General features: G+C 41.6%; 13 protein-coding genes, 1 pseudogene and 1 other annotated feature. Of the genes and pseudogenes, 7 read left to right on the top strand and 7 right to left on the bottom strand.

From position 1 onward, the window contains the following. Nucleotides 1-33: 33 nt before the first annotated feature. Both mvaD and mvk read right to left on the bottom strand, forming a co-directional pair. Complete coding sequence (gene mvaD, locus IGI69_RS14195; protein ID WP_270266810.1) at nucleotides 34-1,032, bottom strand: diphosphomevalonate decarboxylase; 999 nt, start codon at nucleotides 1,030-1,032, stop codon at nucleotides 34-36. Beyond that, nucleotides 1,025-1,957 carry a mevalonate kinase gene (gene mvk / locus IGI69_RS14190; RefSeq protein ID WP_015510390.1) on the bottom strand — a complete coding sequence of 311 codons (933 nt, stop codon included), beginning with the start codon at nucleotides 1,955-1,957 and terminating at the stop codon, nucleotides 1,025-1,027. The genes mvaD and mvk overlap by 8 nt, the downstream gene beginning before the upstream one ends. A gap of 305 nt (nucleotides 1,958-2,262) precedes the next feature. On the opposite strand from mvk, the gene IGI69_RS14185 reads away from it, so the two are divergent. Beyond that, nucleotides 2,263-2,907 (top strand): deoxynucleoside kinase, encoded by a 645-nt coding sequence (locus IGI69_RS14185; RefSeq protein ID WP_010749130.1) that lies wholly within the window; start codon nucleotides 2,263-2,265, stop codon nucleotides 2,905-2,907. A gap of 89 nt (nucleotides 2,908-2,996) precedes the next feature. Then, on the top strand, nucleotides 2,997-3,902 hold the full coding sequence (locus IGI69_RS14180; RefSeq protein ID WP_060791518.1) for a magnesium transporter CorA family protein: 906 nt from the start codon (nucleotides 2,997-2,999) through the stop codon (nucleotides 3,900-3,902). Here IGI69_RS14180 and IGI69_RS14175 read toward each other — a convergent pair. Next, nucleotides 3,899-4,534 (bottom strand): pentapeptide repeat-containing protein, encoded by a 636-nt coding sequence (locus tag IGI69_RS14175; RefSeq protein WP_270266812.1) that lies wholly within the window; start codon nucleotides 4,532-4,534, stop codon nucleotides 3,899-3,901. The two genes, IGI69_RS14180 and IGI69_RS14175, sit on opposite strands and share 4 nt — an antisense overlap. A 333-nt stretch (nucleotides 4,535-4,867) precedes the next feature. Here IGI69_RS14175 and nox point away from each other — a divergent pair, with 333 nt between their 5' ends. The 5 genes and pseudogenes from nox (at nucleotide 4,868) to IGI69_RS14150 (ending at nucleotide 9,492) form a co-directional block, all read left to right on the top strand. Next, a complete protein-coding gene (gene nox, locus IGI69_RS14170) occupies nucleotides 4,868-6,202 on the top strand; it encodes a H2O-forming NADH oxidase (RefSeq protein ID WP_005228102.1) in 1,335 nt (444 codons plus the stop codon). A 99-nt stretch (nucleotides 6,203-6,301) separates the two neighbouring features. Next, nucleotides 6,302-6,425 (top strand) — a sequence feature (ribosomal protein L20 leader region). 47 nt (nucleotides 6,426-6,472) lie between these two features. After that, complete coding sequence (infC, locus tag IGI69_RS14165) at nucleotides 6,473-6,994, top strand: translation initiation factor IF-3 (RefSeq protein ID WP_005228103.1); 522 nt, start codon at nucleotides 6,473-6,475, stop codon at nucleotides 6,992-6,994. A gap of 60 nt (nucleotides 6,995-7,054) precedes the next feature. Further along, nucleotides 7,055-7,255 carry a 50S ribosomal protein L35 gene (gene rpmI / locus IGI69_RS14160; RefSeq protein WP_003128650.1) on the top strand — a complete coding sequence of 67 codons (201 nt, stop codon included), beginning with the start codon at nucleotides 7,055-7,057 and terminating at the stop codon, nucleotides 7,253-7,255. Between the two features lie 63 nt (nucleotides 7,256-7,318). After that, nucleotides 7,319-7,678, top strand: a complete 360-nt coding sequence (gene rplT, locus IGI69_RS14155) for a 50S ribosomal protein L20 (protein WP_003128653.1) — start codon at nucleotides 7,319-7,321, stop codon at nucleotides 7,676-7,678. Nucleotides 7,679-7,872: 194 nt separating this feature from the next. Beyond that, nucleotides 7,873-9,492 (top strand): annotated as a pseudogene (locus IGI69_RS14150) (ABC transporter ATP-binding protein). Between the two features lie 24 nt (nucleotides 9,493-9,516). Here the strand turns inward: IGI69_RS14150 and IGI69_RS14145 are convergent. The 4 genes from IGI69_RS14145 to IGI69_RS14130 all read right to left on the bottom strand — a co-directional run bounded on the left by IGI69_RS14145 (nucleotide 9,517) and on the right by IGI69_RS14130 (nucleotide 12,482). After that, nucleotides 9,517-10,092, bottom strand: coding sequence for a helix-turn-helix transcriptional regulator (locus tag IGI69_RS14145; protein WP_005228105.1), 576 nt, complete (start codon nucleotides 10,090-10,092; stop codon nucleotides 9,517-9,519). Nucleotides 10,093-10,535: 443 nt separating this feature from the next. Beyond that, the gene (gene srlE / locus IGI69_RS14140) at nucleotides 10,536-11,540 is read right to left on the bottom strand and encodes a PTS glucitol/sorbitol transporter subunit IIB (protein ID WP_270266819.1); all 1,005 of its coding nucleotides are present in this window, start codon (nucleotides 11,538-11,540) and stop codon (nucleotides 10,536-10,538) included. 27 nt (nucleotides 11,541-11,567) lie between these two features. Further along, a complete protein-coding gene (srlA, locus tag IGI69_RS14135; protein ID WP_270266820.1) occupies nucleotides 11,568-12,089 on the bottom strand; it encodes a PTS glucitol/sorbitol transporter subunit IIC in 522 nt (173 codons plus the stop codon). Then, nucleotides 12,090-12,482, bottom strand: a complete 393-nt coding sequence (locus IGI69_RS14130) for a transcriptional regulator GutM (RefSeq protein ID WP_005228112.1) — start codon at nucleotides 12,480-12,482, stop codon at nucleotides 12,090-12,092. Nucleotides 12,483-12,514: the final 32 nt, after the last annotated feature.

Genomic DNA, 12,514 nt, shown 5'->3' with positions numbered 1-12,514 from the left:
GACACTCCTAATCGATGGCTTCTTAATGGCTTCTTAGTTGATGGGGGAAGATTCTTCCACCGGTAAAAAGGCTAATCCTTTGCCCGCATGAGCAGTTACTAATTGTTCTGAGGCAAAGTGAGCACTTAATTCACGTAAAATCGTTTGTTCTTCTTGTTTTTGGCATAAAACTTTGACATTGGGACCAGCATCCATCGTGAAATAGCAAGCCAATCCTTTTTTCCGCAGCATTCGGACACATTCCATAGCTCGCAAAGATTCAGAAGACCAATAAGTAAAAGGTGGTTCGGCGGCTAAGGTCGTTCCATGCATTTTCAAGGCGTTGGCCTCGGTCGTTTCACCTAAAGCAGTAAAGTCTTTTTCGGCAATCGCTTGTTTCATTTTCACGAGATCGCTCGCAGTGGCAGAAAGCCAGCCTGGATAAAAGCTAGAGGTTTCAACGGTTCGGCGCATCCCCTCACGACTGGAGACTTCTTTGGCTTGTGCGTTGATCAAAATAAAGATCATACTCAATTCTTCTTCCCAGCCATTCGACGGCACTTGGGTGGCAAAAGAAGTCTCATCGGTGCCTTGATGCCATTCAGCAAAACCGCCGTAGATACTCCGACAAGCCGAACCAGAACCGCGACGGGCCAAACGGGATAACGCTTGCTCCGACAAGTTTAAGTCCAGTGCTTCACTACAGGCACCCGCCAATGCCGCTAATCCGCTGGCAGAAGAGGCAAGTCCAGCAGCGGTTGGGACGAAGTTTTGACTTTCCACCGTGGCATACCACGGGCAGTCCGCTTTTTTTCGTACCAGATCCAAAAAGTCCGCAACTTTTTTTGTGGCAGCGTCTGTTTGCACCAAACCATCCAATGTAAAGCGATCTTGCGTAAAATCGGGTGAAAAAGCCACCGTTGTTTCTGTGTAAAAAGCATCGAGGGTCAGGGACAAACTATTGTTCATCGGTAAAATGAAGGTTTCGTCTTGTTTTCCCCAATACTTGATCAATGCGATATTCGTGTAGGCACGAGCCTTTCCCTTATACATGTTCATAAACTCCTAATCCTTGTATCCATGCCGCACGAGCGCCATCGGACAATAAAATACGGCTGATATTTTCAGCCTGTTCCTTCGTTTTGGTTAGTGCGATCATACAGCCGCCTCGGCCCCCGCCGGTCAGCTTCGCCCCATAAGCCCCGTGTGCCAATGCTGAGGAAACCAACTGATCCAGTTGCTGATTGCTGACCCCTAACTGCTGCAGTGCCTGATGGGCATTGTTCATGCTTTCGCCTAATATTTCTAATTGATTGGCTATAATTGCCTCTTTGGCTCTTTTGGTTTCGATCCCTAAACGCTGGATCGCTTGACTGGCCAGCTGCTTGCTGGTTTCAAAAAGATGGGCGACACTTTTGACAGCTTCTCTCGTTTGCCCTTTGATACCAGTATCAGCGACGAGCAAATAACCGTCGATCGTGAGGGGAAACGAAGTGATGGGATGCCCTTTGATAAAGTAAATGGCATCCGTCCCACTGGCTGCCGCAGCATCGATCCCGCTAGGATTGCCGTGAGCGATTTTTTCAGAAAAGTTGACATAGGTCATCAATTCTTCTTTTGTAAAGTCTTTTTTGATCCAATCAAAAAAAGCGCGAGTCAGTGCAACAGCGACCGCCGCGCTAGAACCCATTCCCCGTTCAGAAGGGATAGTGCTGACGATGGAGGTTGCAAAAGGACCCGTGTGGAAGTCTTGTTGCAGACGATGCAGCAAGTCTTTGACATTTTTTAAGTGGCTGGGGACTTCTTCAAGCAGACCGTGATAGTAACTTGAAATCAAGGTGTTTGTTTCATTTGCTGTGATCTCGACTTGTACTTTTGCTCCCGCAAAAGGGAAAGCAATTGCTGGTTCACCGTAAACAACTGAATGTTCACCCATTAAGATGATTTTTCCTGTAGCTATGCCAGTACCAATTGACATTATTTTCCTCATTTCTCTAGGGAGCTTACCCCACATGATTCATTTATCGTTTGTCAGTCAATTGTAACTATCTCCTGACAAAAACACAATTTAATTAAAGATCCTTTCCTATTTTACTAGAAGAAGGCTCTTTCGTTAAGCATTCCGTATGAGATTTCAAAAAAAAGCAAAAATCTTTAAACTTTTATTGAAAAACTTCTTGATCTGTGCTTCAAAAGTTTCAGTTGACGGCACAAGATATAGTATTGTATAGTTGATATCGCAAATGCAACATACAATATTTAGTGATGAGTGAGTTGGGGGATATGAGCGTGATCGTATTAGCAGGAACGATTGGTGCCGGTAAATCAAGTTTGACCGCATTGATCGCCAATCATTTTGGCAGTCAAGCCTTTTATGAATCGATCGATGACAATGAAGTGTTACCATTATTTTATGCAGATCCAAATAAATATGCGTTTTTACTGCAAATCTATTTCTTAAATAAACGATTTGAAAGTATCAAGCAAGCTATGAAAGACGACAATAACGTCTTGGACCGTTCCATTTATGAGGATTCACTGTTGTTCCATTTAAATGCGGACCTTGGGCGAGCAACCGATACCGAAGTCAAAGTCTATGATGAATTGTTAGCCAATATGTTGGAAGAGCTGCCGTATGCAGCCCACAAAAAGCATCCAGATCTTTTGGTGCATATTCGCGTTTCTTTTGAAACGATGCTGGAGCGTATTGAAAAACGTGGGCGGGAATATGAGCAGTTGACCTTTGATCCTTCGTTATACGACTACTACAAAGAGTTGAACAAACGCTACGATCAATGGTACGAAGAATACAATGAGAGTCCAAAGATCCAGATCGATGGCGATCAATTCAATTTTGTCGAAGACCCGCAAGCGGCACAGGCCGTTTTAACAATGGTGGAAGATGCTTTGAAAGACGCCCGTAAATAGCAATAGCCGATACAGCCAGAAAAGTCCTTTGATTGGGCTTCTGGCTGTTTTCTTTTATAATAGAAGAAAGCAAGAGTGGAGGATGGACTGTGGAAAACAAACATGTCTTTTATGATGGAAACTATGAATGGATTCAAGTCGACCAGCAAGACGCAAAAAGCGTGATGGCACTACAAAAACAATATCATCTTTCGGATGAGATGCTTACGTATTCTCTAGATAAAAACGAGCGCGCACGGGTCGAATACGATGCCGAAGAAGAAGCATTGCTGCTGGTTTTCAACGTACCTCAGCAAGAAAAGCGAGACAATCATTTTGAGACCAGCCCAATGACGTTTATTTTAAAAAAGAAGCAGATCTTTACTTTTGCCTCCCATGATACCCGTTATGTGATTCCGATGATGGAGCGCTTGATCCTGCAAAAGCCGCAGCAAACACCGCTGCACTTTTTGTTTCAAAGCTTATTCTTGATTTCAGGCACGTTTTTTCCGCTAGTCGAAGAAGTCAATAGTGAACGGATTCGCTTGAATCAGCGACTACGGGAAAAAACCACCAATAAAAACCTGCTGCAAATGTCCGATTTGGAAGTCGGTTTAGTCTTTTTAGTGTCTGCCACGAAACAAAATGCGGTCCTCTTGGAGCAGATCAAAGCGTTATCCATTTATCGCTTGATGGATGATGACGAGCGGGAACAGCTGGATGATGCCCTGATCGAAGCCAAACAGGCAGTGGAAATGACGTTGCTGGCTTTTCAAATTTTAGAGCAACTATCTGGAACCTATAATAATCTGTTAAACAATAACTTGAATGATACCATGAAGTTTTTGACCGTTTGGTCTCTCTTATTGACTGTGCCTTCCATCGTCACCAGTTTCTTTGGCATGAATGTTCCACTGCCTTTTACCAATAGTATTTTCGGTTGGGGGATTGCCTTATTGATCAGTTTAGTGTTATCCATCTGGATGTTGATTGCTTTATGGCGCAGAATTCGTTAATCGATCACCAAGCCTAGACCGGCGGCGATGACCAAGGCTTGTTCTTGATCGACCGTTAGCCCCCGCAGCTGTTCAAAGGACAACGCGATCTTTTGAAATTGATTGGTCCGAAAATCTAAAGTTGCTAATTTTGTGTGAAACCAGTTGCTATTGTTCAACTGGTTTTCTTGTAACGTCAAGTGTTTCCAATCCATTTCATAAAACTCACTGTCGTTTAGTTGGCACTGACGAAACAGCATTGTCCGTAAATTGGTGTTGCTAAAAGAAGCAAAGTTCGCCACGCAATCTTCAAAGGTGCAGTCACGGAAATAGCTTTCCGCAAAATTGGTGCCAGTCAATTTGCATTGTTTAAAGTGAACCCGATGAAAGCTGGCGCCAAAACATTCCAGATTAGAAAAATCGCAATTCTCAAAAAGAACGTTTTGGCATTCCCATTGACTCAAGCGTGTTTTTTGCATCGTCACTTTCTTGAAATGACATTGCTTCAAGATGAGGTTTTTGCAAGCATCATAGCTATAGTCACCGCCTTCGAAGTAAGCACCTTCGAAAAGCAGTTCTTCTTCTAAATAAAAATCCTGTGGCTCTAATGCCGACAATAAGGGCAGTAGTGGCAATACGATTTTTTTCTTCATCAAGATCCCATCCTATCTGTTTTTCTCTTCAGTATAACACGGCGAATCGCTGCCGCGACAGGTACGAAAAAGCAGTAGAATATTGTGAAATTTATTCAATCGGTTTGCAGAATGCTTTTATAACAAGGGAAATCCTTAGGTTTAAATACATTTTTTTTCACAATCTTTTTGCTTGCAAGACGAAAATAATTTTGATATAGAAACTTGATCCGCTGAAAGTGACGTATATCAACGAAAAACTGTCATAAATTTTTAAAATCGCGAAAAAGTTGATAGTTTTCAAATTCACAAGCAAGCTATAATGACAATGTAAACAAAAGGAGGAAATTTTCCATGACAAAAACAGTTATTATCGGTGCAAACCACGCGGGGATTGCTGCTGCCAATACACTATTAGATAACTACAAAGACCAAGAGGTCGTAATGATCGACCGTAATACAAACTTAAGCTACCTAGGTTGTGGGACTGCTTTATGGGTTGGACGTCAAATCGATTCATACGAAGGCTTGTTCTATACAAAACGTGAAGATTTTGAAGCAAAAGGTGCAAAAATCCATATGGAAACAGTGGTTGACCATATCGATTTTGAGAAAAAAGAAGTACACGCTGTAACCAATGACGGTGAAACGATCGTTGAATCTTATGATAAAGTTGTCATCGCAACTGGTTCGGTACCGATTTCACCAAAAGTACCTGGACGTGACTTGAAAAACATCCATTTCTTGAAAAAATTCCAAGACGGACAAACGGTTGATAAAGAGTTAGCATCAGAAGACGTGAAAAACGTTGCCGTTATCGGTGCTGGTTACATCGGTGTTGAAATTGCTGAAGCAGCAAAACGCCGTGGCAAAAATGTGTTGCTTTTTGATGCAGCGACACGGGCATTGCCAAACTACTATGACAAATGGTTTACAGAAGATATGGACAAAAACTTAGCTGACAATGGCATTGAATTGCATTTCGGTGAATTAGCACGTGAATACAAAGGAACAGAGAAAGTAGAAGCAGTTGTAACAGACAACGGCGAATACCCAGTTGATCTAGTGATCAACGCGATCGGTTTCTTACCAAACAACGAGCTAGGCAAAGATCATTTGGAATTGTTTGCTAACGGCGCGTACTTAGTGGACCGCCATCAACGGACAAGCGATGCAGATGTTTACGCAGTCGGTGACTGTGCAACGGTGTACTCAAATGCTTTGCAACAAACAACGTATATCGCATTAGCAACGAATGCCGTACGTTCAGGGATCGTCGCTGCTCATAATATCGGCGGAACGTCTCTAGAATCAACAGGTGTTCAAGGATCAAACGGGATTTCGATCTTCGGCTACAACATGGTTTCAACTGGCTTGTCAGTCGAAGCTGCCGAACGTAATGGCATGAAAGTGAAATACTCAGATTACGAAGATACCCAAAAACCAGGCTTCATGAAAGAAAATGCGACAGTTAAGATCCGCATCGTCTATGAAGAAGAAACACGCCGCATCGTTGGTGCACAAATGGCGTCACGTACATCTGAAATCGCAATGGGCATCCACATGTTCTCACTAGCGATCGAAGAAGGCGTAACGATCGACAAGATGAAGCTATTAGATATCTTCTTCTTGCCTCACTTCAACCAACCATATAACTACATCACGATGGCTGCATTGAAAGCAGAATAAGAAACACGAAAGTCGGAGCGTATGCTCCGGCTTTTTTTTGAAACAATCATGAAAACTGTTGACAATAAGAGAAAAAAGTAGTATACTATAAAAGTTGAGAAATAAAAGCAGAAGCACCCGCTTCTCGCCTGAGTGAAGATATCGCTGGGCAGAATAGGATTCCTACCATTTATTTGTGTGGAGTACGTGCGGGTTCGTGAAGAACTCGTTTTTTTATTGTCTGATTTCGAATCGACAAGCTTTTCTTTCTCTCAAAAAACTCGGAGGTGAATGACCATAGCAAAGGATATGATGGTAAACGACGGCATTCGTGCACGTGAATTGCGTTTGATTGATCAAAACGGCGAACAACTTGGTGTAAAGAGTAAAGCTGAAGCATTGCAAATTGCAGAACGAGCAAACCTTGATGTGGTATTGGTGGCACCAAATGCTAAGCCGCCAGTAGCAAGAATTATGGATTACGGGAAATTCCGCTTTGAGCAACAGAAAAAAGACCGTGAAGCTCGTAAGAAACAAAAAGTAATCAACATTAAAGAGGTTCGTTTAAGTCCAACGATCGACGTCAATGATTTCAACACAAAATTGCGTAATGCACGTAAATTCCTTGAAAAAGGGGACAAAGTGAAAGCTTCGATCCGTTTCAAAGGCCGTGCCATTACCCATAAAGAAATTGGTCAGAAAGTGTTAGATCGTTTGGCGGAAGAAACTGCTGATTTGGCAACTGTTGAGCAAAAGCCAAAAATGGATGGCCGCAGTATGTTCTTAGTATTAGCACCAAAAAACGATAAATAATGACTCACTGAGTTTCAGTTTAAAGTCAGATAACGAAAGATTTTGAGGAGGAAATTAGTTATGCCAAAACAAAAAACACACCGCGGATTAGCAAAACGCGTAAAACGCACTGGCGGCGGCGGATTGAAACGCTTCCGTGCCTTTACCAGTCACCGTTTCCACGGCAAAACAAAAAAACAACGTCGTCAATTGCGTAAAGCTTCAATGGTTTCAGCTGGCGATTACAAACGTATCCGTCAACAACTAGCACGCATGAAATAATTGCGTAACCCAAGCTTCACGTATACAAACAATTATCGATTTTCATATTAGGAGGAATTATACATGGCACGTGTTAAAGGTGGAACAGTAACTCGTAAACGTCGTAAAAAAGTGCTTAAATTAGCAAAAGGTTACTACGGTTCTAAACACACTCTATTTAAAACAGCAAAAGAACAAGTAATGAATTCATACAACTACGCATACCGCGATCGTCGTCAAAAGAAACGCGACTTCCGCAAATTGTGGATCGCTCGTATCAACGCAGCGGCTCGTATGAATGGCTTAAGCTACTCAAAATTGATGCACGGCTTGAAATTAGCTGAAATCGACATCAACCGCAAAATGTTAGCTGACTTGGCTGTAAACGATGCAACAGCATTTACTGCATTAGCTGACCAAGCAAAAGACGCTTTAAACAAATAATCAATCGTTGGGAACAACGTTAGCCCCGCTCTTTGAGCGGGGTTTTTTGTTTTTTCTCGATGACCGAAGAAGGGTTTCTCACTATCTTTCATATGTTTCTTTCCATTAAGCGAAAAATAGATTATACTTTTGAAAGCGTTTGTTTTATTTGTCTCACGATTTTTTCACGAACACTGCAGCAAAAGGAGCGTACGATGGCAATTGATTTATGGCGGCATTTTAAAAAAGGATTGACGGTATATGTTGGGATTGGAATTGCAGTCTCATTTTTGAGTGCCGCGAATGTCTTTTATTTTCAAAAACTACTCGATTCATTTGGCAAGACACTTGATTGGCCAGTTGTTTTTATCTATGGGTTAACGCTAGTACTGGTACCACTTTTGTCCTATCTCGAGCAGAAACCAAAAACAACATTGCACAACAGCATGTATTTCTATCTCAAAGAACAAGCTTTAGTAAAAATCAGCAAGATTGTCTATTCCGAATACTTGCAAATCGGCTCTGGAGCACTCTTACAGAAAACCGAAGCGGGAGCAGCGGCGGGCAGAAATATCCATTTGAATTTTTATGGACGCTTGTTTAAAGAATTGCTTCCCGAAACACTGTTTAACTTAGCTTTTATTGCTATGATCGATAAAAGGTTGATTCCAGCGATCCTTGTGGGCTATCTAGTGGTGTTTATCGTGACCAATCTGCTTTTGAAAGTTTTACGCTCTCTCAAAGAACGTGCGCTAGTTTCAGAAGAAGCCATGAACAGCACCTTTATTCGCGGACTAACGGAAATGGTCACGTTTCGGATCAATAAACGGTTTGAAAAAGCGATCGCACAATATAAAAACATGTCTGCTGACACAACAGAACGTTTGACAAAAATGACGATGATCCATGAGTTTTTCTTTGGTTTTTTTGCAGTTTTAGTCGCATTGATCAAAGTCGCAATTGTGGTACTGGCATTTACAAATCAGATTACGGTCAGTTTGGGCGGTTTAGCAGCACTGATTATTTATGTGGATCGAATCTACACGCCTGTTGCAATATTTAACGTGATTTTTGTTCAATACAACTTAGATAAAGTTGCCTTTGCACGGTTAAACGAATTTTTCTATCTGCCAGAGGACAAAGCATTAACACAAGGCGATGCATTGTCTGAGACCATCAACAGCATCACAGTTAAGGATCTATCCGTCACACTTCAATAAAAGCAAATCTTAACCAATAGCACACTGGAGCTGAAGCGGGGAGCGATTTATGGGTTAGTAGGAGAAAGCGGCGCAGGAAAATCAACGCTGGTCAAAACGATTTTAGGCTTGTATCAGCCGACGACCGGTGCGATCCTGATCAATCACAAAAATTTAGCTGCTTACAACTTAAATGATTTCTATGAGCATATCTTTTATCTATCGCAAGATGCGCCAATCTTCCAAGGAACGCTGAAAGAGAATATTATTTTTGATAAGGAAATCGCAGACGAGGAAATCATAGCGGTATTAGAAAAATGTCAGTTAGGCGCATTCTATCAGACACTCAAGGGAGGACTGTCTGCTGAAATTGGAGAAAAAGGAGCCAACCTTTCTGGTGGGGAAAAACAGCGAATCGCTTTTGCCCGATTGTTTTTCTCAGACGCAGAAGTCATTGTTCTTGATGAAGCCACATCTGCTTTAGACGAAACAACAGAAGAAAAGCTTTTTGCAGCGATCAAAGACCAATTGAAAAATAAACTAGTCATTATGATCACCCATCGCCCGAAAAATTTGATTTATGCGGATGAGATCATTGAATTGAAAAAAACACAGGTTGAAGCGGCTTCATCATAAAAGCAGCTTCAACCTGTGTTTTGATCAGCGCATCAGTAAATGCGGCAGTGTACTAAGCCATGCAAGCATGCCGACAATCAAGGCAAAGACCAAGACGATGACTGTTTTTGAGAGGAAATCTTTTTTGATGTCCCGCTTTTTCCTAATGGCATCGAGGTCTTGATTTTCCATGAAGGCAACGATCTCTTTATACGTTTTGATATTTTGGGTTTTCTTGATTTTTTCGATCTTCAATGCGGCATACATGGAGACGAGCCAAAAACATAGAGGCGGGGCAATCCACCAGTGTCCTGGTAAAAAGAGAGCAGGCCCAACAGATATTGCGGCCAACAATGTAAAGACCAACATTATTTTCGTGTAGTGATCCATTGCTGTTTTCTCAATCGTTTCTTTCATTTGTTCAACATCCCCTTTGACTAATTCATCTAAAGAAACATCAAATAGAACACTGAGCAATAATAAATTGTGAACATCAGGATAGCTTTTTTCATTCTCCCAATTGGAGATCGTTTGTCGGGAGACATAGAGTTTTTCTGCCAGCCCTTCCTGAGAGAGGCTTAATCGTTCCCGATGTTTTTTTATTTGTTTGCTTAAGTTCATTTTATCCGCTCCTTCTACCATTAGTTTAGGCCAATGTCTGCGTTCTAACGAGCAAATGTCTTTGATAATGCCTTGAAATCAAGTGTCAAAATGTTTTTACAGTTGGGTTTGGGGTGTTTACAACAGTATTATTTTTACATTTAAGATAGTAAGCAAAGTTTTTTTTTTCTTCAATTTGTTTTTTATCTGTATCGATCGTTCTCTAGTAAAAAGAGAATATGAACTATCTAGTATCATCTTATATACTCGATCTTTCTCTATTATTCATCAAATGAAGGGGGAAAGAAAGGGAAAGAGAATATTTAATTGCCCATCTTCTGTACTATGATTTTTAGCTTAAAGGAAGAAAAATACTTTTTAACAAGAAAAGACCAATCTAATATCCACACTAGATTGGTCTTTTTGTAAGTTTAGCAAGATACTCGAATGAATAGGCGACTTCCTCAATACAACCCAAAACTAGCTAACCAAGCCAGAATCACTGCTAAGGGACCAGTGAGTAAGCGAGAGAACAAAACGGCAGGGACACCGACTTCTACGGTGTAAGGCTCAGCTTCGGCTAATGTGAGACCGACAGGGGTAAAATCTGCACCGGCTTGAGAATTGATTGCAAAAAGAGCGGGCAGTGCCATGGCGGGAGCGATCGTGCCTTTGCCAATCTCTACTCCTAACAATACGCCGACGACTTGAGCAATGACGGCACCTGGGCCTAGAACGGGTGAAAGAACTGGAATTGAACAAATAAGAGATAAGATCACGAGACCAACGATACTACCAGATAAGGGAGTGACACCGCTAGCGATGATGTCGCCAATGCCTGTATAATTGATGATCCCTACTAACATACTGACAAATGCCATGAAGGGAAGAATATTTTTGATTACGATTTCGATCGTATCACGACCCGCTTGGTAAAAGATTCCCACAATGTTGCCGACGGAACGACCAAGGCGGTTGATGAAACCTAGAAGCCCTCCTTGTGATCCAGCGAATTTTTCTTTAGCAGCAGTGACTTGTTCTTTTTTAGTAGGTGTTGGTTCTTTCACTTTTTCGCTTGTTACCGAAGATTCTGTCATTGCTTCATCAGAGCTGTAAACGTCATCTATGGTGACGCCCGAGACAAAATTCTTTTCATTGATAAATTTCATCAATGGACCTGAAGGAGTAGTAGGATGGAGATTGACGGTCAAGACATTTAATTTGGGATAGACACCGCAACGGGCAGTCCCTCCACAGTCAACAACCGCACAGATCATTTGACTTGGTTCTACTTTTTCTTTAAATCCGTCGATTGCTTCCACACCTAATTGTTCAGCAATTTTTTTCGCCACTGGATGGATACCCCCGCCTGTGATGGAAGCAACGACGGTTTTTTCAGTCGTGGGTTCTAGCGTTAGTGGACCACCCCAACCCTTCGTTCCATGTTTGACAATAACCGTTTTTGACATTGTTTTTCCTCCTCTTTCCAATGAACATCATTCAGTGGTTTCTTTCCACATCAGTTTCGTTAATAATTCTGTGACAACGCCTCGAATGGTGATAACAACAAGACCGACTAGAAAATAGCGGACAGCTAACGGCATGGTGGATAAGCCTAAAGTGGTTAAGCCAGAAGCAATACCAGTCCAAACAAATAATTCACCGGAATTTGCATGGGGGAATAAGCCAGTGATGGGATGGACCAAAGAAACGGCTGAATCGTAGAAAGCCGGTTTTTGCTTTTCTTTCAAAAAACGACCAAAGGAGTAACACATTGGGTTCGTAAGAAAAAAAACAGCGAGAAGCGGAAAAACACTATAGCGTAAAATGATATTTCGGGTACAGATTTGAGCGAACTTAGAAACGCGTTCCTCCCCAATCAGTGCAATCAATGCATTGACGAATGTGAGTAAAACAATCAAAGTTGGTAAGATACCAGTGATCAAACCCACTAGATTTTCCCCACCAGCATCAAAAATACCAATAAAATTTTCAGCAACCATTACTAAGAAATCCATTTACACTACCTCCAGTCGATTTTTTTCAGATTGAATCAATTGAATTGCTTGTTCAAAAGCAGCTTTCCTTCTTTTATTAGCAAGTAATGGCATTGCTTCCGTTGGTTTCTTTCCGATAAATTCTTGATGTTCTTTAAAACGGGCAAAGATCGTGATGCCAGCCATTTCTTTATAGGTCACGATACAATCCTGTTCATCTGTAACGACTAGCAGGACGATGCCACGGCCTAAGTTAAATTTTGCCTTTGAGATTCCTACACCCAAAAAACCAGTATTTCGTTTTTTTAGTTCGTTTATTTCCTTCCCATAGTTTTTGTGCTGCAAGTAGGACAAGAAAATCTGAATGAACCAACAACCGGCTAACAATAAAACAAGCTCCTTGTATTCCTCCATCAAGTAATCCCTCATTTCTCAATTTTTCTGAA

This window comes from Enterococcus sp. DIV1083b (assembly GCF_051713705.1).
GTDB lineage: Bacteria > Bacillota > Bacilli > Lactobacillales > Enterococcaceae > Enterococcus_D > Enterococcus_D casseliflavus.
Note: the sequence above shows the minus strand (reverse complement) of the source record. Positions and strands in the feature narration are given on the sequence as shown.

Coding starts and splice junctions, on each gene's coding strand:
- mvaD (WP_270266810.1), bottom strand. CDS start 1,032: ATGTATAAGGGAAAGGCTCGTGCCTACACGAATATCGCATTGATCAAG.
- mvk (WP_015510390.1), bottom strand. CDS start 1,957: ATGTCAATTGGTACTGGCATAGCTACAGGAAAAATCATCTTAATGGGT.
- IGI69_RS14185 (WP_010749130.1), top strand. CDS start 2,263: ATGAGCGTGATCGTATTAGCAGGAACGATTGGTGCCGGTAAATCAAGT.
- IGI69_RS14175 (WP_270266812.1), bottom strand. CDS start 4,534: ATGAAGAAAAAAATCGTATTGCCACTACTGCCCTTATTGTCGGCATTA.
- nox (WP_005228102.1), top strand. CDS start 4,868: ATGACAAAAACAGTTATTATCGGTGCAAACCACGCGGGGATTGCTGCT.
- infC (WP_005228103.1), top strand. CDS start 6,473: ATGACCATAGCAAAGGATATGATGGTAAACGACGGCATTCGTGCACGT.
- rpmI (WP_003128650.1), top strand. CDS start 7,055: ATGCCAAAACAAAAAACACACCGCGGATTAGCAAAACGCGTAAAACGC.
- rplT (WP_003128653.1), top strand. CDS start 7,319: ATGGCACGTGTTAAAGGTGGAACAGTAACTCGTAAACGTCGTAAAAAA.
- IGI69_RS14145 (WP_005228105.1), bottom strand. CDS start 10,092: ATGAACTTAAGCAAACAAATAAAAAAACATCGGGAACGATTAAGCCTC.
- srlE (WP_270266819.1), bottom strand. CDS start 11,540: ATGTCAAAAACGGTTATTGTCAAACATGGAACGAAGGGTTGGGGTGGT.
- srlA (WP_270266820.1), bottom strand. CDS start 12,089: ATGGATTTCTTAGTAATGGTTGCTGAAAATTTTATTGGTATTTTTGAT.
- IGI69_RS14130 (WP_005228112.1), bottom strand. CDS start 12,482: ATGGAGGAATACAAGGAGCTTGTTTTATTGTTAGCCGGTTGTTGGTTC.